Origin of the sequence: Vibrio sp. B183 (genome assembly GCF_000740665.1) — a bacterium.
Classification (GTDB): domain Bacteria; phylum Pseudomonadota; class Gammaproteobacteria; order Enterobacterales; family Vibrionaceae; genus Vibrio; species Vibrio coralliilyticus.
This window is the reverse complement of the sequence record NZ_JPQB01000013.1, coordinates 130,361-152,247: the sequence shown is the minus strand read 5'-3', so window position 1 is coordinate 152,247 and position 21,887 is coordinate 130,361. Positions and strand designations below refer to the sequence as shown.

The 21,887-nt window shown below is 46.7% G+C and carries 22 protein-coding genes; 16 read left to right on the top strand and 6 right to left on the bottom strand.

Annotation, left to right across the window (positions count from 1 at the left end):
- The first annotated feature begins 19 nt into the window (after positions 1-19).
- The 8 genes from fliL to flhB are packed head-to-tail and all read left to right on the top strand — an operon-like array spanning position 20 to position 5,516.
- A complete protein-coding gene (gene fliL, locus IX95_RS14405; protein WP_006959503.1) occupies positions 20-517 on the top strand; it encodes a flagellar basal body-associated protein FliL in 498 nt (165 codons plus the stop codon).
- Between the two features lie 7 nt (positions 518-524).
- On the top strand, positions 525-1,580 hold the full coding sequence (gene fliM / locus IX95_RS14400) for a flagellar motor switch protein FliM (RefSeq protein ID WP_006959501.1): 1,056 nt from the start codon (positions 525-527) through the stop codon (positions 1,578-1,580).
- Positions 1,581-1,604: 24 nt separating this feature from the next.
- Positions 1,605-2,015, top strand: a complete 411-nt coding sequence (fliN, locus tag IX95_RS14395) for a flagellar motor switch protein FliN (RefSeq protein ID WP_006959499.1) — start codon at positions 1,605-1,607, stop codon at positions 2,013-2,015.
- A 3-nt stretch (positions 2,016-2,018) separates the two neighbouring features.
- Positions 2,019-2,438, top strand: coding sequence for a flagellar biosynthetic protein FliO (fliO, locus tag IX95_RS14390; protein ID WP_038161144.1), 420 nt, complete (start codon positions 2,019-2,021; stop codon positions 2,436-2,438).
- A complete protein-coding gene (fliP, locus tag IX95_RS14385) occupies positions 2,425-3,300 on the top strand; it encodes a flagellar type III secretion system pore protein FliP (protein WP_021457334.1) in 876 nt (291 codons plus the stop codon). The genes fliO and fliP overlap by 14 nt, the downstream gene beginning before the upstream one ends.
- 12 nt (positions 3,301-3,312) lie before the next feature.
- Complete coding sequence (fliQ, locus tag IX95_RS14380) at positions 3,313-3,582, top strand: flagellar biosynthesis protein FliQ (protein ID WP_019274559.1); 270 nt, start codon at positions 3,313-3,315, stop codon at positions 3,580-3,582.
- An 11-nt stretch (positions 3,583-3,593) separates the two neighbouring features.
- A complete protein-coding gene (gene fliR, locus IX95_RS14375; protein ID WP_019274560.1) occupies positions 3,594-4,376 on the top strand; it encodes a flagellar biosynthetic protein FliR in 783 nt (260 codons plus the stop codon).
- Between the two features lie 9 nt (positions 4,377-4,385).
- The gene (gene flhB / locus IX95_RS14370; RefSeq protein ID WP_038161138.1) at positions 4,386-5,516 is read left to right on the top strand and encodes a flagellar biosynthesis protein FlhB; all 1,131 of its coding nucleotides are present in this window, start codon (positions 4,386-4,388) and stop codon (positions 5,514-5,516) included.
- A gap of 28 nt (positions 5,517-5,544) precedes the next feature.
- Here flhB and smrB read toward each other — a convergent pair whose 3' ends face one another.
- Complete coding sequence (smrB, locus tag IX95_RS14365) at positions 5,545-6,075, bottom strand: endonuclease SmrB (protein WP_038161135.1); 531 nt, start codon at positions 6,073-6,075, stop codon at positions 5,545-5,547.
- Positions 6,076-6,137: 62 nt separating this feature from the next.
- Between smrB and prmB the strand changes: the two genes are divergently transcribed.
- Both prmB and aroC read left to right on the top strand, forming a co-directional pair.
- Entirely contained in the window at positions 6,138-7,070 is a 933-nt protein-coding gene (gene prmB / locus IX95_RS14360) for a 50S ribosomal protein L3 N(5)-glutamine methyltransferase (protein WP_019274562.1), read from the top strand.
- A gap of 186 nt (positions 7,071-7,256) precedes the next feature.
- A complete protein-coding gene (gene aroC / locus IX95_RS14355) occupies positions 7,257-8,342 on the top strand; it encodes a chorismate synthase (protein ID WP_038161131.1) in 1,086 nt (361 codons plus the stop codon).
- Positions 8,343-8,380: 38 nt separating this feature from the next.
- Here aroC and IX95_RS14350 read toward each other — a convergent pair whose 3' ends face one another.
- Both IX95_RS14350 and IX95_RS14345 read right to left on the bottom strand, forming a co-directional pair.
- Positions 8,381-10,393 carry a DUF885 domain-containing protein gene (locus IX95_RS14350; protein ID WP_038161129.1) on the bottom strand — a complete coding sequence of 671 codons (2,013 nt, stop codon included), beginning with the start codon at positions 10,391-10,393 and terminating at the stop codon, positions 8,381-8,383.
- A 430-nt stretch (positions 10,394-10,823) separates the two neighbouring features.
- Entirely contained in the window at positions 10,824-11,447 is a 624-nt protein-coding gene (locus tag IX95_RS14345) for a trimeric intracellular cation channel family protein (RefSeq protein WP_006959475.1), read from the bottom strand.
- Positions 11,448-11,668: 221 nt separating this feature from the next.
- Between IX95_RS14345 and IX95_RS14340 the strand changes: the two genes are divergently transcribed.
- Complete coding sequence (locus IX95_RS14340) at positions 11,669-12,199, top strand: elongation factor P hydroxylase (RefSeq protein WP_006959474.1); 531 nt, start codon at positions 11,669-11,671, stop codon at positions 12,197-12,199.
- A gap of 34 nt (positions 12,200-12,233) precedes the next feature.
- Here IX95_RS14340 and IX95_RS14335 read toward each other — a convergent pair whose 3' ends face one another.
- A complete protein-coding gene (locus tag IX95_RS14335) occupies positions 12,234-12,710 on the bottom strand; it encodes a hypothetical protein (protein WP_038161126.1) in 477 nt (158 codons plus the stop codon).
- A 13-nt stretch (positions 12,711-12,723) separates the two neighbouring features.
- Entirely contained in the window at positions 12,724-14,862 is a 2,139-nt protein-coding gene (locus IX95_RS14330; RefSeq protein WP_038161124.1) for an LruC domain-containing protein, read from the bottom strand.
- Between the two features lie 158 nt (positions 14,863-15,020).
- Here IX95_RS14330 and IX95_RS14325 point away from each other — a divergent pair, with 158 nt between their 5' ends.
- Together IX95_RS14325 and IX95_RS14320 are read left to right on the top strand one after the other, a co-directional pair.
- Positions 15,021-15,284 carry a YfcL family protein gene (locus IX95_RS14325; RefSeq protein ID WP_006959471.1) on the top strand — a complete coding sequence of 88 codons (264 nt, stop codon included), beginning with the start codon at positions 15,021-15,023 and terminating at the stop codon, positions 15,282-15,284.
- Positions 15,285-15,420: 136 nt separating this feature from the next.
- Positions 15,421-15,945 carry an NADPH-dependent FMN reductase gene (locus IX95_RS14320; RefSeq protein WP_038161122.1) on the top strand — a complete coding sequence of 175 codons (525 nt, stop codon included), beginning with the start codon at positions 15,421-15,423 and terminating at the stop codon, positions 15,943-15,945.
- Between the two features lie 52 nt (positions 15,946-15,997).
- Here IX95_RS14320 and mnmC read toward each other — a convergent pair whose 3' ends face one another.
- Complete coding sequence (gene mnmC / locus IX95_RS14315; protein ID WP_038161275.1) at positions 15,998-18,016, bottom strand: bifunctional tRNA (5-methylaminomethyl-2-thiouridine)(34)-methyltransferase MnmD/FAD-dependent 5-carboxymethylaminomethyl-2-thiouridine(34) oxidoreductase MnmC; 2,019 nt, start codon at positions 18,014-18,016, stop codon at positions 15,998-16,000.
- Between the two features lie 128 nt (positions 18,017-18,144).
- On the opposite strand from mnmC, the gene fabB reads away from it, so the two are divergent.
- The 3 genes from fabB (at position 18,145) to IX95_RS14300 (ending at position 21,731) form a co-directional block, all read left to right on the top strand.
- The gene (fabB, locus tag IX95_RS14310) at positions 18,145-19,356 is read left to right on the top strand and encodes a beta-ketoacyl-ACP synthase I (protein ID WP_006959468.1); all 1,212 of its coding nucleotides are present in this window, start codon (positions 18,145-18,147) and stop codon (positions 19,354-19,356) included.
- A gap of 231 nt (positions 19,357-19,587) precedes the next feature.
- Positions 19,588-20,721 (top strand): 4-phosphoerythronate dehydrogenase, encoded by a 1,134-nt coding sequence (locus tag IX95_RS14305; protein WP_038161120.1) that lies wholly within the window; start codon positions 19,588-19,590, stop codon positions 20,719-20,721.
- Positions 20,718-21,731: an aspartate-semialdehyde dehydrogenase gene (locus IX95_RS14300; RefSeq protein WP_038161116.1), complete on the top strand. Its 1,014-nt coding sequence runs from the start codon at positions 20,718-20,720 to the stop codon at positions 21,729-21,731. Before IX95_RS14305 ends, IX95_RS14300 begins: the two co-directional genes overlap by 4 nt.
- The last annotated feature ends 156 nt before the right edge of the window (positions 21,732-21,887 follow it).

The window sequence follows — 21,887 nt, the reverse complement described above, 5'->3', positions numbered from 1 at the left end:
AAATAGAGAAAGATCAGATATGGCAGACGAAGAATTAGAAGCAGAAGCACCCAAAGGTAAAAGCAAGCTGTTAATTATCATCATCGCTGTTGTCGTTTTGTTAGTTGGTGGCGGTGGTGCTGCGTTTTTCCTGATGGGATCAAGCGAACCAGAACAGATGGAAGAAACTACTCAACAAGAAGTGGTTGTTTCTACTGACCCCGTTTCTTACGTCAATATTGCGCAGCCGTTTTTGTTCAACGTGACTGGCGACAAAAAAGATCGTTTAGTTCAGATAAAAGTGCAGTTAATGGTGCGTGGAACTGACAATGAAAACCTTGCACGTTATCACTCTCCACTAATTGAAAGCTCGCTACTTGGCACATTCGCATCAGCGACCGTTGATCAACTTCGCAGCGTCAATGGCCGTGTTGAGCTTCGTGATAAAGCGACAGAAGATATTAAAGCGAGCCTGACTCGTGCGGTAGGCCAGCCCGTGATTGAGCGCGTGTTGTTTACCGACTTTGTAATACAGTAGGTGAAGAGTGACCGATCTATTAAGCCAAGACGAGATTGATGCGCTACTCCATGGTGTCGACGATGTTGATGAGGTAGAAGAAGAGAGTGGTGGTGCCGCGGCGGATCCCAGTGCGGTAGACTTTGACTTCTCCTCTCAAGACCGCATTGTTCGTGGTCGAATGCCGACACTGGAGTTGATCAATGAGCGTTTTGCACGTCACATGCGTATCAGCTTGTTCAATATGCTGCGAAAAACCGCTGAAGTGTCGATAAATGGCGTACAAATGATGAAATTTGGTGAGTACCAAAACACTTTGTACGTACCCACCAGTTTGAACATGGTGCGCTTTAGGCCACTGAAAGGGACAGCACTGATCACCATGGAAGCACGGTTGGTGTTTATTTTGGTGGAAAACTTTTTCGGCGGTGACGGTCGTTTCCATGCACGTATCGAAGGTCGAGAATTTACGCCTACCGAGCGTCGAATTGTTCAACTGCTGCTTAAAATCGTTTTTGAAGACTACAAAGAGGCATGGTCGCCAGTGATGGGGGTCGAGTTTGAATACCTCGATTCTGAAGTGAACCCAAGCATGGCGAACATTGTCAGTCCGACGGAAGTGATTGTTGTCAGCTCTTTCCATATCGAAGTCGATGGTGGTGGTGGTGACTTCCACGTGGTGATGCCTTACTCCATGGTTGAACCTATTCGTGAGCTTCTGGATGCAGGTGTCCAGTCAGATAAAATGGAAACGGACGTTCGTTGGAGTACAGCGCTTCGCGAAGAAATTATGGATGTTCCGGTTAACTTCCGAGTTAACTTGCTGGAGCAAGACATCTCACTGAGAGACTTAATGGAGCTTCAACCGGGCGACATTATCCCAATCACTATGCCTGAAAACGCCACTATGTTTGTTGAAGAGCTGCCTACTTTCCGTGTGAAGATGGGACGTTCTGGTGAGCAGCTTGCAGTTCAGGTGTCTGAGAAAATTAAACGCCCGGATGTGGTGAAAACAGATATCGCCTTCCTGGGTAAAGACGTCATCTCTGAATTAGAAGAAGATGACGGTGAAATTGAAGATTAATACAAAAGTAAATAGGTAACAGGTATGGAACCGAGCGACGATCAAAAACTGGCGGACGAATGGGCTGCGGCATTAGGCGAAGACCCTGATGCGCCAGAGGTAGATGTAGATGAGGTTATGGCCGCTCAACTTGACGAGTTGCAAGACACCGGGTCGCCTATTTCAGAAGACGAACGCCGTAAACTCGATACAATTCTGGACATTCCGGTCACGATTTCTATGGAAGTCGGCCGTTCACAAATTAGTATCCGCAACTTATTGCAACTCAACCAGGGTTCAGTTGTAGAACTGGAGCGCTTGGCTGGCGAGTCATTGGACGTTTTGGTTAACGGTACCTTGATTGCACACGGTGAAGTGGTTGTGGTCAACGACAAGTTTGGTATCCGTCTGACTGACGTAATAAGCCAGACTGAGCGAATTAAGAAGCTAAGGTAGGTTATGAGACGACAGTTAAAAGGAGCGTTACTGTGTGTCCTGACACTTCTCTCTCCTGCTGTTTGGGCTGAAACTGCGACAAGTAATCAGTTAGATTGGGCGACCACGTTTGGGTCGCTCTTGTTCGTTGTGGCGTTCATTCTCTTTTTGGCTTGGTTGCTGAAACGCATGCGTGTGCCAGCGATGATTAACCAAAGTGGGCTGAATATCGTGCGCCAGATTCCAGTCGGCACCCGTGAACGAATCATGATTGTGCAGGCAGGTGAAGAGCAGTTTTTAGTTGGAGTGACCGCACAGTCGATACAACTGATTTCCAAATTGGATACCCCTTTGACTCAGGAGGAGCTGAACAAATCTGCATTGGCGGGCAGTCCTTTTGCCACTCAATTGACTCAGCTATTGAAAAAGAATGATAAACACTAGTCGATTCGCTTCACTGATACTGACCCTATGCCTGAGCTTTTTTTCGGTAATTTCATTTGCTGAGGAAAGCATTGCAACGCCTATTCCTGACAATGCTGCTCCATCGCAATCGGTCACCGTGTCTGCCATGGAAAAAGAGCAGGGCGCGGCACGAACTATTTCAACTGGCAGCTTTACTGGTGGTGGGGGAGGCATTCCTGCGTTCACTATGACCACTAACCCAGATGGCAGTGAAGACTATTCGGTTAACTTACAGATTCTAGCGTTAATGACCATGTTGGGTTTCTTGCCCGCCATGGTTATTTTGATGACGTCTTTTACGCGTATTGTCGTGGTGATGTCGATTCTTCGTCAGGCGATGGGTCTGCAACAAACGCCATCCAATCAGGTCATCATAGGCATCGCGATTTTCCTGACCTTCTTCATCATGTCGCCAGTGTTGAACGAAATTAATGACAAGGCGATTCAGCCTTACATCAACGAACAAATTACGGCGCGCCAAGCCTTTGATGTTGCTCAGGTGCCGATGAAAGACTTTATGCTCAAGCAAACGCGAGTCAAAGATCTGGAAACCTTTGTCAATATCTCTGGCTCGGATGCAACTGCTCCTGAAGATGTTTCAATGGCCGTATTGATCCCAGCATTTATCACGTCTGAATTGAAAACGGCTTTCCAGATTGGCTTTATGCTCTTCTTGCCATTCTTGATTATTGATTTGGTGGTTGCTTCGGTTTTGATGGCTATGGGTATGATGATGCTTTCTCCAATGATCGTTTCTCTACCGTTTAAACTGATGCTGTTTGTCCTTGTTGATGGCTGGAACCTGATTTTGTCGACCCTAGCCGGCAGCTTCGCCTTATAGCGGGAGGAAAGCATGACGCCTGAAGTATTTGTCGAGTTATTCAGAGGTGCATTGTGGATGGTGCTTCTGATGGTGTGTGCCATTATCATTCCCAGCCTCCTTATTGGTTTGATTGTCGCGATTTTTCAGGCCGCCACATCGATTAACGAACAGACGTTGAGTTTCTTACCTCGTTTGGTGGTGACTTTGCTGGCGTTGATGTTGTTCGCTCATTGGATGACACAGATGATGATGGAGTACTTTTTCTCGATTGTTGAGCGCCTGCCTCAGGTTCTCTACTAAGGCGGTTTTGCGTGGAGTACCCAACGAGCCTGATACTCGACTGGATAGCCAACTACTTCTGGCCTTATACCCGAATCGCAGCCATGTTGATGGTGATGTCGGTGACAGGGGCTCGTTTTGTTTCTACTCGTGTCAGACTTTACCTTGGTTTGGCCATTACGTTTGCTGTAATGCCAGTCATTCCAGCTGTGCCTGATACTATAGAGTTGCTCTCTTTCCAAGGATTCATGACCCTGTTAGAGCAGATCATCATCGGTGTCGCGATGGGCACTATCACTCAGTTCATGATTCAGACCTTCGTCATTCTCGGCCAGATCCTAGGTATGCAAGCGAGTTTGGGTTTTGCTTCCATGGTGGATCCTGCCAACGGTCAGAATACGCCATTGTTAGGTCAGCTTTTTATGTTCCTTGCCACGATGTTTTTCCTCGCGACCGATGGTCACTTGAAAATGATCATGCTGGTGGTGATGAGCTTCAAGTCGCTACCTATTGGTAGCGGGTCGTTGAACACTGTCGATTTTAGAGAACTAGCCCTTTGGCTAGGGATCATGTTTAAAGTCGCACTGAGTATGTCCTTGTCCGGGATTATTGCGTTGTTGACGATTAACTTATCGTTTGGCGTTATGACTCGTGCGGCACCACAGTTGAATATCTTCTCTCTGGGTTTTGCGTTTGCTTTGATCGTTGGCTTGTTACTCTGTTGGTACATTATTGCCGGGCTCTTCAGTCACTATGAGCTATTCTGGTTGCAAGGGGAGCAGCAAGTTTGCAGCTTCATACGCTTAAATTGTTAGGGGGCTGAATTGGCAGAATCAGACGGTCAAGAACGCACCGAAGACGCCACGCCCAGGCGCTTGCAACAGGCTCGTGAAAAAGGGCAGGTTGCAAGGTCAAAAGAATTAGCGTCGGTATCTGTGCTTGTGATTGGCGCCATTGCCTTGATGTGGTTTGGCGAGTCACTTGCACGTGCGTTGTATACAGTCATGGGGCGTCTGTTCGACCTCTCTCGTGACGAAATTTTTGATCTGCCAAAGTTGTTTGATATTGCTCTTGGCTCGATGGGGAGTTTGCTTGGCCCACTGCTGCTGATTCTTGTTGTCTTGTTTATTGCCGCTTTGATCGGTGCGGCAGGAATCGGCGGTATTAGCTTCTCGGTTGAAGCTGCGATGCCCAAGTGGTCAAAAATGAACCCACTCAGCGGTCTGAAACGAATGGTAGGTCTGCAAAGCTGGGTTGAACTACTTAAGTCGATTCTGAAAGTGACGTTAGTGTCTGGTGTTGCTTTCTATTTGATCGATGCCGCGCAGGAAGATCTGTTCCAGTTGAGTATGGATGTCTATCCGCAGAACATTTTCCACGCGTTAGATATCTTGCTTAACTTTGTATTGTTGATCAGTTGTTCGTTGCTGATTGTTGTCGCGATCGATATCCCTTTCCAGATCTGGCAGCACGCCAATCAATTGAAGATGACCAAACAGGAAGTCAAAGACGAGTACAAGGAGACGGAAGGTAAGCCTGAAGTCAAAGGGCGGATACGTATGTTGCAGCGTGAAGCCGCTCAACGTCGAATGATGTCAGAAGTCCCCCAAGCCGATGTCATTGTCACTAACCCGGAGCACTTCTCTGTGGCTCTGCGCTATAAACAGGATACTGATAAAGCGCCGATTGTGGTGGCGAAAGGTACCGATCACATAGCGCTAAAAATACGAGAAATCGCTCGTGAGCACGACATTTATGTTATTCCAGCGCCTCCGCTTGCACGTGCGTTATATCACTCTACGGAATTAGAGCAAGAGATCCCTGATGGTCTGTTTACAGCGGTGGCGCAAGTACTGGCCTATGTGTTCCAGCTTAAGCAGTACCGCAAACGTGGTGGCCAGCGTCCGCACTTTAAAGCGTCAGATCTGCCGATTCCACCAGACTTAAGGCAATAGAAGCTGGCTTCTATTTATGAGTGTGTTTCTATTTTTCCGGTATCGACAGCAGAACCAACAAAGCGCCGTCACCGCCAAACTCTAATGGCGCTTGGTGAAATGCCATCACATCAGGGTGCTGCGCCAACCAAAGCGGTGTTTTTTGCTTCAGAATATGCTTACCAATGCCGTGTTGAACACACGCACATGAAATTTCATTTTTGATGCAGTAAGCGATCATCGAGCCGAGTTCACGCTTTGCTTCATTTTGCGTCATGCCGTGCATATCTAAGAACACATCCGGGACATATACACCACGGCGAAGGCGCTTCACCTCATATTGAGAAACATCATCGCGGGCATAGCGCGTCGGTCCGTCTTCACTGAGAAGCGGCACGAACTCATCAGAAAAATAAAACTCTGTATCGCTGGCTTCACGCGCGCTACGTTTGATTTCTTTTTGCTTAGTATTTTTTTTTGGCTGCTGGACTATGGTATCCTGTCGCAACTTTTTTACGCCTTGTACTGCATCCCTGAAAAGGGCGAAATCATCATCAATTTCGGTGTCTTTTTTGCTCATTGGGTCATAGATACATAAATAAAATGCTATTGGCAGTATTGTAGCGCTTTTCGGAGGCAATTTTGGATAAGATTTTTGTAGAAGAAGCGGTATCAGAGTTACACACGCTTCAGGATATGATTCGTTGGACTGTGAGTCGTTTCAACGCCGCAAACCTATTTTATGGTCACGGTACTGATAACGCATGGGATGAAGCGGTTCAGCTGATCCTGCCAACGTTGTACTTGCCAATTGATGTGCCTCCGCATGTATTAAACTCTCGTTTAACCAGCAGCGAGCGCCTGCGCATTGTTGAGCGCGTTGTGAAACGAATTAATGAGCGTACTCCAACCGCTTACCTGACCAACCGAGCTTGGTTCTGTGGTTTAGAGTTTTTTGTCGATGAACGTGTTCTCGTGCCTCGTTCTCCAATTGGTGAGCTGATTCAGGCAGAGTTCCAACCTTGGCTAATCGAAGAGCCAACACGCATCATGGACCTGTGTACCGGGAGTGGCTGTATCGCGATCGCCTGTGCACATGCTTTTCCGGATGCAGAAGTTGATGCCATTGATATTTCGACAGATGCACTGCAGGTTGCCGAACAGAATGTTCAGGACCATGGTATGGAGCAGCAGGTATTCCCTATTCGCTCGGATCTGTTCCGTGATCTGCCTAAAGAGAAGTACAACCTGATTGTGTCTAACCCACCTTATGTGGATCAAGAAGACATGAACAGTTTGCCTGATGAGTTTACTCATGAGCCTGAACTTGGCCTCGCTGCGGGTACGGATGGTCTGAAACTTGTGCGTCGTATTCTGGCTAATGCGCCAGATTACCTGACGGATAACGGTATTCTTATCTGTGAGGTGGGTAACTCCATGGTTCATATGATGGAGCAATATCCACATATCCCGTTCACTTGGCTTGAGTTTGAAAATGGTGGCCATGGTGTATTCATGCTGACGCGTGAACAGATGCTGCAACATGCAGAAGAGTTCTCTATCTATAAAGACTGAGTATTATTCAGCTCGCTTGATTTGATAAAACGCCGGACAGCCCTGTCCGGCGTTTTTTATTGGCAAAGAAAAGCAAAATAGATCGGCTTTAGGGGTTTACATCAAATCGCAATAACGCCACTATGAATTTACGAACAATTGTAATGTACAGCTTTGTTTACAGAGCTGAAGAAATTTGAGGAAGTAATGGCAGGAAACAGTATCGGACAACATTTCCGAGTGACGACATTCGGAGAAAGTCACGGTATCGCACTAGGATGTATCGTCGACGGGTGCCCTCCAGGGCTGGAAATAACTGAAGCAGATATTCAGACTGATCTGGACCGTCGTCGTCCGGGTACTTCTCGTTATACCACTCAACGTCGCGAACCAGATGAAGTGAAGATTCTGTCTGGCGTATTCGAAGGTAAAACCACGGGTACTTCGATTGGTCTATTGATTGAAAACACAGACCAACGCTCAAAAGATTATTCGGAGATTAAAGACAAGTTCCGTCCAGGTCACGCTGACTATACCTATCACCAGAAATACGGTGTGCGTGATTACCGAGGCGGAGGCCGCTCTTCCGCACGTGAAACCGCTATGCGTGTAGCTGCGGGTGCTATCGCTAAGAAATACCTGAAGCAAGAGTTTGGTATCGAAATCCGCGCTTACCTATCTCAAATGGGTGATGTGTCGATTGAGAAAGTGGATTGGGACGAGATCGAAAATAACGCGTTTTTCTGCCCAGATGTCGACAAAGTCGATGCGTTAGATCAGCTGATTCGTGATCTTAAAAAGCAAGGCGACTCGATTGGTGCCAAGCTGCAGGTTGTCGCAACCAACGTACCTGTCGGTTTAGGTGAACCTGTGTTTGACCGTCTGGATGCTGATATTGCCCACGCGCTGATGAGCATCAACGCGGTCAAAGGTGTTGAAATTGGCGATGGATTCGATGTTGTTAGCCAAAAGGGCAGTGAGCACCGTGATACTTTGTCTCCAGACGGTTTCGGTAGTAACCATGCTGGTGGCATTTTAGGTGGTATCTCGACTGGTCAGGATATTGTTGCGAACATTGCACTAAAACCGACGTCTAGTATCACCGTTCCGGGTGAAACCATTACTAGAGAAGGCGAACCTACTCAGCTGATCACCAAAGGTCGTCATGACCCATGTGTTGGTATTCGCGCAGTGCCTATTGCAGAAGCCATGCTTGCAATTGTCGTGATGGATCACTTACTTCGCCACCGAGGTCAGAATCAAGGTGTGACGACAGAAACACCTAAGATTTAGTGAATAGAAACGGCTTCCCCAAGGAAGCCGTTTTTTATTTAGGCTTGGTGTTTTGTTGAAATCCAGTTGTCGATGTTGCTTTTCATTACTTCCATCGGTTGCTGCCCGTAGCGTAGCAGTTGATCGTGGAATTCAGCGTATTCAAACTTATCTCCTAGCTCTTGTTGAGCCTTTTCAAGTAATTCTCGGATAACCAGATAACCGGACTTATAAGAAACCGCCTGACCGACATAGGCGGCGTAGCGGAAACTTTCTGACTCTATATCACCTTCGCCGAGCGCGGAATTGGCGTGCATATAATCGCGTGCTTGCTGAATACTCCAGCCGTTAGCGTGAATGCCGGTATCGACCGCCAATCGCATATTCCTCAGCTGTGCTTCGTTTAGACTGCCAAAGTACTGTAGGGCGTTACACTCTTGCTCATCCGTATAGATTCCGCCTTGGAATTGGCTATAGTCAGTGTTGGGAGTGCACATGCCTTTGCCATTAACAAACGTCGGCTGATTCTGCGCGTTAAGCTCTCCATAAATGCTCATTTCTATACCAAGCCACTCGGTATAGAGCGCCCAACCTTCGCCATAAGCGGTGTACCAGATATCCTGCATATAATCGGGCAGATTAGCGGGTGGGTATTCCTGCGCATACGCGTTTTGGAAATGATGACCAGGTGCCGCTTCATGTAACAGCAAGGTCGAGACATTCCATTTTTGCAGGCTGTAATCTGGGTTGGTGTTGAGAGTGAACACATTGCTATCGTAAGAGGCCACACCATCATACATCTCGCTTTCAGCAGGGGTTGGCTTTATGGTGTAGTCGGTTTCGATAGGTTTAAAATAGCTGGCAACGACACCGTTGGCATTGTCTTTAAACACGTAATAATCTGTCAGCGCGTTTTCACAAGCAGAAGGAGAGGACGCGCTGCTGCAGACTGCTGCGTATTGCTTGTTTGTTGTTTGTAGACCATCTCGGCCATAAAAGAATTGCTCGCTGTTGAGGTATTTAAAAAACTCGCCGAGATTGATCTGACCTGAGTCCGTCGCGAGTTCAAACGTCCGAGGTGAAACGTCACCTGTTGCTGGGTCTCGATACGCCGCTTCCACGATAGAACCGCGCTTAGCAACCACCACTTTTGCCACGCGAATCATCTCCGCTTTAGCTTCGGCGACCAGTTGTTCACCCATATTATGTAACTCGGTGGCTGACTTTCCAGTAGTACTGTTTCGGTCTAGGTGCCACTGATACCAGCTCTGCCCATTGGGTAAATCACCCCAGCCAATATTCTTGTCGGTGAGCTGCCCTTCACCGCGAGCGCTCTTAACGTACTGATTATGCAGATACGCCAACAACTCTTGGGTTGCCCGCTGTGCTTTCTCAACTTCCTGCGTGTATTGATTGATAAAAGTTGGCGTATACCCTGACTGAGTTTTTAAGTCGTTTAATCCTACCTTGAGCATGGCAAAATTATTGTAGCTAATCGTGTCCACGCTGTTTTGATATAGGCGCTCAGCAAGAATGGCGGGTAGTTGAATACCATGCTGTGTAGCTTGCAGATATTGGCTGTGTAAGCCCCTTATCCAGGAAGTGTACTCTTTGAGTATGGTTAGTTGATCTTGGTACGTTTGTTCACTGTCGGAATCATCAATCGCAGTACCCGCTTCTTCGGCATTCCACTGGATGTAGTTGTAAAAATGCGTGACTGGGACATCGAAGTTGCCAAAACGAGCGTTAGCGAAGCTTGCGCCGCGAATCGCAATGGTGCGGTCAAAGCGGAACGTGTCGTAATAGACCTTTTCTTCATCGGTTAAAGCGCTTCTTTCTATTTCAAGAAGCTTGTCGAGATAGATACGATCCAAAGACTGACGTGCGGCAGCCATCTGATCATTGACGATACCAAAGTGAGTGCTATCCAGAGATTGTGATTCATGTTGGTAGCTGTCGAGTAGTGCCGTCAGCTGGGTGGAAGCATCATTTGTTTTTGGTGTGGAACTACAGCCAGCCAAGATGACGGCTAGCGTTATTGCCGATAGGGTAATACGTTGTTTGTTTCTCATCTTCAGACCTTTCAGCTTATTTTAAGTGACGGCAAGGAAAAGAATGGAGAGAGATTAACGATAGTGAAGTCGGACTCTTCCTTGCGGGCGACCAGAGTAAAATAAGTCGTCTGCTGTGTTTGTGCAAAAGGTCACAGGACAAATTAACGGATAATTAACCCGTCACGCACTCATAATTGAAAGTTGCATCAATATGTTAGCGATTGGTGAGCAAGTACGTCGTTTTGAAGAGGCATTATTAAACCAATGAAGAGATTTGCAGAATACTTGAATGTACTTTCATCGCATAATCGCGCTTCGATGGCAGGTTTTGGTGGTAAATCCAAGCGGGCTCACAAATGATCCTTAGCGGTAAATATTCGAGCGAATATTATTCATAGATAGGCGACAAGCTAGAGAATAAAACGCCCCGAGAATGGGGCGTTGTGAATTAGTGCAGAGAACCTTCAGTTTCAAGGTGGAATGAAGGCAGACGCCATTTAAAGCGAACCGCAGCCATGCGCAGCATGTAGCCTACGACTAGCGTTGAGATGGTCGCGGTGACGTCATTAATACCAAACTCCAGCAAGGCTAAGTAAAGGCCTGAAGCAATCAGGGCGACAGACGCGTATAACTCTTCGTGCAATACAAGCGGTGTTTGACGACAGATTAAGTCACGTAATAGCCCACCAAAAACGCCTGTTACCAGTGCCGCTACCATACAGATCATTGCATGATGGCCCATTGCTAACGCCACTTTAGTACCGATTATGCTAAACACAATCAGGCCCAGCGCATCGAGGCGAATGAACAACCCTTTAAACTTGATGATCCATTTGGCTAATCCCGTGGTTAGCACGCCCGCAATACAGGTGATCGCGAGAAATTGTGGATTCTCTACCCAGCCGAGCGGGTAGTGGCCGAGGAGGATATCGCGCACTGTTCCACCGCCAATCGCTGTTGCACTCGCAACGAGCATAACCCCAAACCAATCCATTTTTCTTCGACCTGCACTAAGTGCGCCGGTCATGGCTTCTGCCGTGATGCCAATGATATATAAAATGCTCAATAACATTGTTTTGCCCTACGTGACTAGCGGATTGGAAATTTGCCATTCTGTAACTAATAAAAGGCAGTTTAGTGGGAAATGTGATCTGTGACGAATGAGATTTTATGAATGTGAAGGGGGCTTTCGCATAATTATTTCTAATGTCAGTATTTGGTGTAGGGATTTGCAATTGGGATCAAAAATGCGAGAATGCCGAGCGCTGTAATTTAAACCATGATTTTATCCCCATGAGCCACAAATATCAGGACCTGATCAACATTTTTAACGCCACTTTTCTAAGTGAATATAATACGCGTTTGGAGTTAGGGGGCGATGAGCCTATTTACCTACCAGCGGATGATAGTCAGCCTAATCACCGGATTATTTTTGCTCGTGGTTTCTATGCGTCAGCACTTCACGAAATCGCGCATTGGTGTGTCGCAGGGCCAGAGCGTCGCTTATTAGAGGATTTCGGCTATTGGTACGAACCGGATGGACGCACTGAAGCGGTTCAGGCTGAATTTGAGAAAGTTGAAATTCGGCCTCAGGCTTATGAGTGGATCCTCTCTCTTAGCGCAGGTTTTCCGTTTACAGTGAGCTGTGACAACTTAAACGGAGACTTTGAACCTGATCGTTTAGCCTTTATGCACAAAGTTCATACGGAAGTCGGTAAGATATTTGAGCAGGGTATGCCACTACGTGTTCGTATGCTTTCAGATGCATTACGGTCTTTTTATCAGCAGCCTGCTCTGGATTATTCCATGTTTGAAGTAATGTAAAACCAGCCGCAGTATGCGGCTGGTTTGCTTTTTGTTACTGAATGAGCCAAGTCGTTTCGGCTTGATTGTTGTGATTGAGTGTATAGACCAATGGTGCAGTGTTGGGTTCCATGACGGAAACTACCGCAATCAATGATTCGCAATGATTAGGGACTCGTAGTTGATAATTGCCTGTTCCGGATTGCAACGCAGCTTTCAACAGGCACTTGTCATAGTCAACAGACTCCACGTTCCCCCCAGCATTATCACAGACGGAGATATAAACCTGAGAGGCTGAAAGGTGAGGTAGGCTGACATCTATGTCGACCTGATACACCGAAGCAAGATTATTGTCATAATCGATACGCACATCGGCCAAAGTGTTGGAATCTTCATCGGTTGATGCTGCAGCGGCTGAAGAGCCCGTAGATGAACCTGAAGAACCTCCTTCACCACCTCCGCCACCACCACAGCCGGAGAGAGAAACAAGTATTACCATTGCAAATAAGTGCGTCAGTTTGATATTCCACATAATTGTTTCTCCTTTAGTCGATATAAATTTTGCCGTCTACAGAAGTCTCGTACCAGGTAGGTTCAGTTTGACCTGTGGCGTCTTCGGCATAATCGTCAAATTTGGTGTAAGCCTCTAAAATATTGACCTGTTCGTATGGATGCTGCCAGGTTGTAGGGATCTCTATACCCCAAGGTAGACCTTTGTCATCGTGGTAGTGGGTATCACCACTTGATGCATCGACACCGTAAGACTTGTATCTCGTGTCAAACTTACTGGTCGGGGATTGGTTTTTGAGGTGAATTTCTAAACCTCGTCCAGGGAACCCGCCTGTCAACTGATAACCAATATCACCGTAATAATGACCAGGTGCTGCAAATATAAATGGGTCATACGGGAATTCTGGCATGGTTGATGTGTCGACTGCATTTTCAAACGAGAAGGTTAGGCTCCAGCTTGGACGATAACTCGTTCCGCAGTTTTCTTGAGTTCGGAACATAGTGCACTCTTCAGCTTCACCAGGCTCAGTAATATCCCACAAGTCTTCGTGAATGATGAATACCGCGTCAACAGTGTCTGTTTCTAGTACGGTCGCGGTTTGCAACTCGTTATTCACGTAAAGTTGTACTGAATCTGATTTAACGTCTTCTTTTGCCACATTAGGCAATCGAATAGCAAAACCTGAGTGGTAGTTACCGCCGAGAGCGGCGACCTTACCTTCAATCTTCATGCGAATGACTTGGTCGTTGAGCTGGTACTCCGTGTATTTAACGTTCATCAGGACATCATTCATGTCATAGTCGCCGCTTCTTGGGTACTGATCTTCATAGGCGAAAGAAGTGTAACCACCACCGCTGGGGTATAGTTCGGTCACTACACCGCTCTCCGTGATGTCGACCAGGTAGTCTTCCACCTCACCCGCGGGAACACCGCCGCTTGGACCAATGCCCGATGTGTTGGAAATTCTGAATCGAGCCCAAGTCTCTCCGGTGACAGCCCAAGTTGGAACAGTAAAGAAGATGTCGCCAGTGCTATCGCTCATCGATTGGTCGCTGATGATGATTTCGTTAGACTCAAACTCACCATCTCGGTCGAAATCAATCCAAGCATTGAGCACTGAACTGTCAGATGTGCCTGCAGCCGTTGCGATGATTTTACTGGTTTGTCCCACCTGAATTGGAACAGGGAATTGGATACCGTCATCATCGTCCGAACCATCTGAAGTATCATCACTGAGCGGATATGGGCTACCGTCGGTCTCTCCATCAATAACAGAACCTAACTTAAGATCTGACATACCATGACGCGCACCAGAAGAGGCGAAAGTCGTTTTGTAACTGTCTGGTGCATCGCCGAAATCGGTGTATTCACTGGGTTCGACTGGAGCGAGAGCACAGCGAGCACCATCGTTGGAATTACTGGAAGGGCCATAAGCAAAAAATTCTGTGCTGGAGCTGTTTCCATTGATAGTTACTTTGAAGACATACCCATTGCTGTTGTTGCTGGCGTAGAAATTACCATCGACATCGAAATAGACCGCACCAAAAGTAAAGCGATATCCAAGTACATTTTTATCTAACAGTTGGTTTAGTCGATTGGAAGTGCCAGCGTTGACATCAATCTCCCAAAGGTAACCATTTGAATCGATGGAATAAGCCAGGCTATTGTCAGGATGAAAGGCCAAGTCGTATATTGCAGGATTACCGAATTGACTAGGCGGTGATGAAAGCTCCATGACAAGAGTATCTAAATCAATTTTGTAGAGCCCGTAGCTAGGTCTGTAGCCGTACCAGGCGTTCTCATCAAGAGATACGTCACCAACGTAGATAGAAGTAGGGGCATCAGATGGCTTGCTGACATTGAGCAACGTTTTTGTAAAGGTGGAATCAATGCGAGAAAGTGAGGCTGTGCCATAGTCCCAGCCGTAGATGAAGTCGTCATGTTTGCTATAACCTACACCATTTAGCTTTGCAGTATCTAAATTGGAATCCAGTGTGACGTAGCTACCGACGTCGATGTTGACACCATAGGCGACTGGCGTGCCTGTTGGATTCTGAATCAAAAATGCTTGAGTCGGACACGAGGTGAATGGTGTCTCTGCAAAGGCGAATGATGCTTGGAACAAAGCACTGGCTACCACCGATATGTTTAAAGCCGTTTGTTTTCTTTTCATGGGTCCTTCCTCGCTGAACTTCGTTGAATAGTTGAGGAAGTGCACAGCGCGTGCCATGCTGCCAGCCCTTGATATAACTAGGGTTTGCGTTAATTTTCTCAATGTGAGAAGCTCTGCATTCTTTTTGAGAATCAAACTGACCCGGGCAATAGAGCATTATGATTATTGAATTTGAAGAGAAGCTACTAGAAATGATTGATGCGCGTATTGAGACCGCATCTGATGACGAGTTGTTTGCTGGTGGGTACCTACGTGGACATATTTCTCTATCTGCTGCTTCGTGTGAAGAAGAAGGCGTCAATGATATAGAAGAACTGAAAGTACGTATTCAAGGCAGTCTGGATGACGCACGTTCCGAATTGAGTCCTGCCGATCGCACTATCGTCAACGACCTATGGTTAGAGTTAGTCAATCAAGCCTAACCTCTACAGATATCTTTTTATTAAGGGCTTGTTCGAATATTTCGAACAAGCCCTTAAATATTTTATAGTTGTTGGTTTTCTGTTCGCTGGATATGCTCTTCTGTACATAGTAAGGAGAGAGTCAGGAGACAGAATTATGAAAATCGTCGCTTTTGGAGCTTCAACCAGCTCAACGTCTATCAACAAAACGTTAGCAACTTATGCTGCTCATCTAGTTGAAGGAGCAGATGTGACTATCTTGGATCTTAACAGCTACGATGTTCCGCTGTTTAGTGAAGATAAAGAAAAGGAAATTGGTCAGGCTGAGGGAGCAAAAGCGTTTTTGGAGGACATTGCTCAGGCTGATGCGTTGATTATTTCTTTCGCAGAGCACAATGGTTCTTACCCTGCTGCGTATAAAAACCTGTTTGATTGGGCAACACGTATTGAGCGTAACGTATTTGCCAATAAGCCAGCCATTTACCTGTCTACATCACCAGGCCCTGGCGGTGCGTCTAATGTTTTAGCTGCTGCAACAGGTTCTGCTCCATACTTTGGTGCTGAAGTGAAAGCCTCTGTATCTATTCCAAGCTTTTACGACAATTTTGACTTGGAGTCCGGCTCATTTAAAAGTCAGGAAGTGGCTGAGCAAGTCAAAGCCGCAGTATCAACGCTACGCTGATCTTAAGACAGAGAGCTTATAGAGAATGACTCGGTAAGCTCTCTTTGTCACTTTAGAGCTCAGTGATGGCTTTGCCTTTTCTCAATTTTCTTACCCACATACGGCTTGGATGAAGCTCTTCCAATACGTCCACTGGTAGCGGTAGTGGGTCACCACATATCTGTGAAGCTAAGGTTTCTGCTAAGAGCGGTGCGGAGCTTAAGCCGCGCGATCCCAGCCCAAGCATACAGAATAGGTTAGGGTAAGACGGCGCTTTTTCTGCGTCTTCCAGCTTAGTGGTTTGCAGATTGTGGTAAACCTGCTTGGTTTTGTCTAAATCTCCGACACTGCCAATAAATGGCAAGTGGTCTCGGCTCACACAACGAATACCCTGGCGTGATTGGTTACCTGAAGAGTCGACTTGATGGGGCCAGCTTTGTTCTGGGACACATTTACGTAGCTTGTCTCCGTTACCTTGTTGGGCGACGGGGTCAAACTCACGATTCAGATTCTCTCTGTCGTAGCTCGCACCAATGCAATGAAATCCGTTATTCGGGTTTACCGGCGTCATATAGCCGTCGTAGCAAAGCACCGTTTTGAGTTTGCTGAGCTCACTGTTGGTCGGAATATGGCTCACCTGACCTTTAACCTGACCAAGAGGGACGTCTTTCGTCTGAGGTAATTCACTGAACTGATGACCATTGGCTACCACAACAGTATCGTGAGTGAAGGTTTTGTCACCGCTGCTTAATGTCCAGCTAGCGTGTTCTTCATCCCAACGCATATCGTCTATCTTAGTTTGATAACGTACTTCAAACAGTGGAGTTTGGGATAAATGTTCAATCAACTCTTGAGTGAGCTGAGCCGGGCATAGCCATCCGCCAAGTGGGTAATGCACGCTGCCCATATTAACCGGCAAACCAAGTATTTGGTTGGTTTGTTCAACGCCAAGTTGGCGGATAAGACCATTATCAAAATTACCACTCAACATGCGTTCCAGCTTGGCTTGTGATTTTTCATCCCACATCAGTTGAGTCACGCCACACCAATCATGGTCAAAGTTAATTGATTGAGCCGCTTGTTCAATAAACTGGCGAGCAAACAAAAAAGCCGGAGTAAATACGCGAGAGACACCTGTGTGCGAACCATTCAGTAGTGGGTAGACTGCGCCCTGACGATTACCCGACGCTCCTTGCGCGGCTTCGGAGTCCTGGCAATATAGGGTTACTTTTATTCCTCGGCGTATGAGCGTTGTTGCTAAAGTGGCACTGGCAATACCGCCGCCAATAATCGCTACGGACTGAGTCGAGTCACTACTATCACGATGGAACCAAGGCTTATGGTTAGTGTGAGGCTCTCGCTGGGCTAGGTGTCCAGCAATCATGTCACGTTTGGTGCCAAAGCCTTTGACTTTTTTCATTTCGAAACCGGCTTCAATCAAACCACGTCGCACGAAACCTGCCGCAGTGAAAGTGGCACAGGTACAATCTTGCTTAGCGAGTTTGGCCATGCCATCGAATAGTTCTTGATTCCACATTTCAGGATTCTTGCTGGGAGCAAAACCATCAAGAAACCATGCATCAATCAACCCTTGTTCACCAACAGGGACTTTTGGCATGCAATCTTTTATATCACCAAACCATAGGTCTAGGGTTATCGTGCCGTCTTCAAGGACAATTCGGTGGCACTCTGGAACCGCAATTGGATAATATTGCTGTAATTTTCTTGCGTATTCAGCCAGTTCCGGCCAAGCTTGGTGAGCTTTAATCAGGTCATCTTTACTCAGAGGGTACTTTTCGAAACTCACAAAATGCAGCTCTTTTAGTGGCGCATCCGGGTTTTGACGCCTAAATTCTTCAAACCATTGCCAAACTGCGAGGAAATTCAGACCTGTACCAAAGCCTGTTTCTCCGATGACAAAACGACGCTGGTCATAATCTTGCCATCTTTGTGGCAGATGATTTTGATGAAGAAAGACGTAGCGGGTCTCTTCAAGGCCGTTTACGTTGGAAAAATAAACGTCATCAAACTGGTCTGATACTGGGGTTCCGGCATCGTTCCAGCCCAGCTGAGCATTGGTAATTGAGGTCATAATGTCTGAATTTTTGTGATGAAGACGATAAAGTTGTGGCGATTGTACGGTTTTCTGGGAAAGCTGACCACTTTTCACAGGTAACTTAGTTATCATCTAGCAGATTTTTGAATTATAGGAATGTCATAATGAAACGAGTCGTAATCACCGGTATGGGTATTGTTTCAAGTATCGGTAACAACGTCGAAGAAGTTTTAGCGTCTCTAAAAGCAGGTAAATCTGGCATTACTGCCTCTGAGCAGTTTAAAGAACAAGGTCTACGTTCACAGGTTTGGGGTGATCTGAAAATCAACCCATCAGAGCATATTGACCGTAAACAGATGCGCTTTATGGGTGATGCGGCTGCGTATGCATACCTATCAATGCAGCAGGCAATCGAAGATGCTGGCCTGACTGAAGAACAGGTTTCTAATGACCGCACAGGTATCGTAGCTGGCTCTGGTGGTGCTTCTGCACTGAACCAAGCATTGGCAGTAGATACTATGCGTGCAAAAGGCGTGAAACGTGTGGGCCCTTACATGGTTCCTCGTACTATGTCTTCTACGGTTTCTGCGTGTCTTGCAACGCCATTTAAAATCCGTGGCGTAAACTACTCAATGAGTTCAGCGTGTGCCACTTCTGCACACTGTGTTGGCCACGCAATGGAGCTTATCCAGCTTGGTAAGCAAGACATCGTATTCGCTGGTGGTGGTGAAGAGCTAGATTGGTCTCAAACTATGATGTTTGACGCGATGGGCGCACTATCTACTAAGTACAACGAAACGCCAGATAAAGCTTCTCGTACTTACGATGCTGATCGTGATGGTTTCGTTATCTCTGGTGGCGGCGGCATGCTGGTTATCGAAGAGCTCGAACACGCTCTGGCTCGTGGCGCGAAAATCTACGGTGAGATCGTTGGTTATGGCGCGACGTCTGATGGCTACGACATGGTTGCTCCATCAGGTGAAGGTGCAGTGCGTTGTATGAAGATGGCGATGCAAGACGTAGATGCAATTGACTACGTGAACACGCACGGTACATCAACACCAGTTGGTGACGTAAAAGAGCTAGGCGCTATTCAAGAACTGTTTGGTGACAACAGCCCAGCAATTTCTGCGACTAAAGCGATGACAGGTCATGCTCTTGGTGCGGCTGGCGTACATGAAGCGATTTACTCTACGCTAATGCTAGACAACAACTTCATCGCACCAAGCGTTAACGTTGAAAATCTGGACGAAGCGGCTCAAGGCCTAGACATCGTGACTGAAACACGTGATGCAGAATTGACAACAGTAATGTCAAACAGCTTTGGCTTTGGTGGTACAAACGCAACATTGGTTATCAAAAAATACCAAGGCTAACTGAACGGCTGGGGTTTCCCAGTACACAGGTTTCCAGAGCTTGACTACGCTTTGATACAAAACGTAGTTGAACAGACGCAGACTCTGACCCATGGAGAGCGGGTCGGGATCCTTTTGTTCTGGAACTTTGCCCGGCTTATGCCGGGCATTTTTCTTTCTGCCGCTAGTGCTCGACAGAGACAGCGCTTTTCTGCACAATCACTGCAATTCCCAAATCAAATCTCTTAAGCCATGATAATCCTAATTGATGAAAATATGCCTTATGCTGAGCAACTTTTTAGCCAGCTGGGCGAGGTTGTTTTAAAATCCGGACGTACTCTGAACGCCGATGACTTAGTCGATGTAGATGCGTTGATGATTCGCTCTGTTACCAAAGTGAATGCTGAGCTTATTTCTAAAGCGAATCGACTTAAGTTTGTTGGAACAGCAACCGCTGGTATGGATCATGTTGATCAGGTGTTACTTAAAGAGAAAGGCATCTTTTTCACCGCAGCCCCTGGGTGCAACAAAGTCGGTGTAGCTGAGTACGCGTTCAGCGTTATGATGGTACTTGCGCAGCAACAAGGCTTTTCAGTATTTGATAAAACCGTTGGAATCATTGGCGCAGGTGAGGTGGGTAGTTATCTACAGCAATGTTTGGAAGGCATTGGTATTAAGGTGCTTATCAATGATCCACCTAAGCAAGCGGCGGGAGATGAGCGTAATTTCACCCCGTTAGATGCATTGCTTGAGCAAGCGGATATCATTACGACTCATACTCCAATCACCCGTGATGGTGATTTTCCGACTCATCATCTAATCAATGAAACAGTGTTGAATAAGTTACGTGGTGACCAAATTTTAATCAATGCGGCGCGCGGGCCTGTTGTTGACAATACTGAGTTGAAAGCTCGTTTGAGAAAACAAGATGGCTTTATTGCTGCGTTAGATGTGTTCGAATTCGAGCCAGAGGTTGATATGGAGCTTCTGCCTCTGCTAGCATTCGCAACCCCCCATGTCGCCGGTTATGGTTTAGAGGGGAAAGCTCGCGGGACAACGATGATTTTTAATAGCTTCTGCGAGTTTCTGAATAACGATTTACGTGCACATGCCAATGAACTTCTGCCTACAGCTCCAGTGCCGGAGTTAGTATTGGACAGAGCTTGGGAAGAAGCCACGCTGCACAATCTGACGCAACTTGTCTATGATGTGCGTAAAGACGATGCATTGTTCCGTCGTGAAATCAGTCAACCCGGTGCGTTTGACTTGATGCGTAAGAACTACTGGGATCGCCGTGAATACAGTGCAGTCACGCTAAGAGGAAATGCAGAGGCTAACCTGCAACCACTAGCGAAATTAGGTTTTCAAATTGAGGTAAGTCAATGAGCCAGCAATATAACGTTGCCATTTTAGGTGCGACCGGCGCAGTCGGTGAAACAATTCTCGAAGTACTTCAGGAACGTAAGTTTCCTGTTGGTGACCTTTTTCTGCTAGCCAGTGAACGCAGTGAAGGCAAGACTTACCGTTTTAACGGCAAAACCATCAAAGTCGAAAACGTTGAGAACTTTGATTGGTCTCAGGTACACATCGGCCTGTTTTCCGCTGGAGGAGAACTATCGGCTAAGTGGGCGCCAATCGCCGCTGATGAAGGGGTGATTGTCATCGATAATACCTCTAACTTCCGTTATGAGTATGACATTCCTTTGGTTGTGCCTGAGGTTAACCCTGAAGCGATTGCTGAGTTCCGTAACCGCAATATCATCGCTAACCCGAACTGCTCGACGATTCAAATGTTGGTAGCACTTAAGCCGATTCATGATGCCGTGGGTATTGATCGTATTAATGTCTCGACTTACCAATCCGTTTCTGGCGCTGGTAAATCTGGTATCGATGAGTTGGCAGGCCAAACTGCTAAGCTGCTTAATGGCATGCCGGCTGAAAATGAGCAGTTCTCACAGCAAATTGCGTTTAACTGTCTGCCGCAAATTGACCAGTTTATGGAAAATGGCTACACCAAAGAAGAGATGAAAATGGTGTGGGAAACGCAGAAAATCTTTAATGACTCGTCAATAACGGTCAACCCGACTTGTGTGAGAGTGCCTGTTTTCTATGGTCATGCGGAAGCACTTCATATCGAAACTCGTGCACCTATTGATGCTCAGGAAGTGGCTAACTTATTAGAGCAGACCGAGGGTGTTGAAGTGTTCCATGGTGAAGATTTCCCGACACAGGTGCGTGATGCGGGTGGTAAAGATCACGTGATGGTTGGTCGTATTCGCAACGATATCAGCCACCATAGTGGTATCAACTTGTGGGTTGTAGCAGATAACGTTCGCAAAGGCGCAGCAACCAATGCGGTTCAGATTGCAGAAGTTCTGATTCGCGATTACTACTGAGCGTATTATTAACACCTATAGCAAAGCCTCACCATCGTGTGAGGCTTTTTTAATCAGATTCCTAAATTTAGTGTGAGATTAGTGCGAATATGGCGGCAGCCACACATTTTTTAGCTATGCACCTATAGTTTTAGCGTGTTTATCCGATATATTTAA

Bases quoted from the DNA above. Each gene is read 5' to 3' on its own strand.
- fliL (WP_006959503.1), top strand. From the start codon at position 20: ATGGCAGACGAAGAATTAGAAGCAGAAGCACCCAAAGGTAAAAGCAAG.
- fliN (WP_006959499.1), top strand. From the start codon at position 1,605: ATGGAACCGAGCGACGATCAAAAACTGGCGGACGAATGGGCTGCGGCA.
- fliO (WP_038161144.1), top strand. From the start codon at position 2,019: ATGAGACGACAGTTAAAAGGAGCGTTACTGTGTGTCCTGACACTTCTC.
- fliP (WP_021457334.1), top strand. From the start codon at position 2,425: ATGATAAACACTAGTCGATTCGCTTCACTGATACTGACCCTATGCCTG.
- fliQ (WP_019274559.1), top strand. From the start codon at position 3,313: ATGACGCCTGAAGTATTTGTCGAGTTATTCAGAGGTGCATTGTGGATG.
- smrB (WP_038161135.1), bottom strand. From the start codon at position 6,075: ATGAGCAAAAAAGACACCGAAATTGATGATGATTTCGCCCTTTTCAGG.
- aroC (WP_038161131.1), top strand. From the start codon at position 7,257: ATGGCAGGAAACAGTATCGGACAACATTTCCGAGTGACGACATTCGGA.
- IX95_RS14350 (WP_038161129.1), bottom strand. From the start codon at position 10,393: ATGAGAAACAAACAACGTATTACCCTATCGGCAATAACGCTAGCCGTC.
- IX95_RS14345 (WP_006959475.1), bottom strand. From the start codon at position 11,447: ATGTTATTGAGCATTTTATATATCATTGGCATCACGGCAGAAGCCATG.
- IX95_RS14340 (WP_006959474.1), top strand. From the start codon at position 11,669: ATGAGCCACAAATATCAGGACCTGATCAACATTTTTAACGCCACTTTT.
- IX95_RS14335 (WP_038161126.1), bottom strand. From the start codon at position 12,710: ATGTGGAATATCAAACTGACGCACTTATTTGCAATGGTAATACTTGTT.
- IX95_RS14330 (WP_038161124.1), bottom strand. From the start codon at position 14,862: ATGAAAAGAAAACAAACGGCTTTAAACATATCGGTGGTAGCCAGTGCT.
- IX95_RS14325 (WP_006959471.1), top strand. From the start codon at position 15,021: ATGATTATTGAATTTGAAGAGAAGCTACTAGAAATGATTGATGCGCGT.
- IX95_RS14320 (WP_038161122.1), top strand. From the start codon at position 15,421: ATGAAAATCGTCGCTTTTGGAGCTTCAACCAGCTCAACGTCTATCAAC.
- mnmC (WP_038161275.1), bottom strand. From the start codon at position 18,016: ATGACCTCAATTACCAATGCTCAGCTGGGCTGGAACGATGCCGGAACC.
- fabB (WP_006959468.1), top strand. From the start codon at position 18,145: ATGAAACGAGTCGTAATCACCGGTATGGGTATTGTTTCAAGTATCGGT.
- IX95_RS14305 (WP_038161120.1), top strand. From the start codon at position 19,588: ATGATAATCCTAATTGATGAAAATATGCCTTATGCTGAGCAACTTTTT.
- IX95_RS14300 (WP_038161116.1), top strand. From the start codon at position 20,718: ATGAGCCAGCAATATAACGTTGCCATTTTAGGTGCGACCGGCGCAGTC.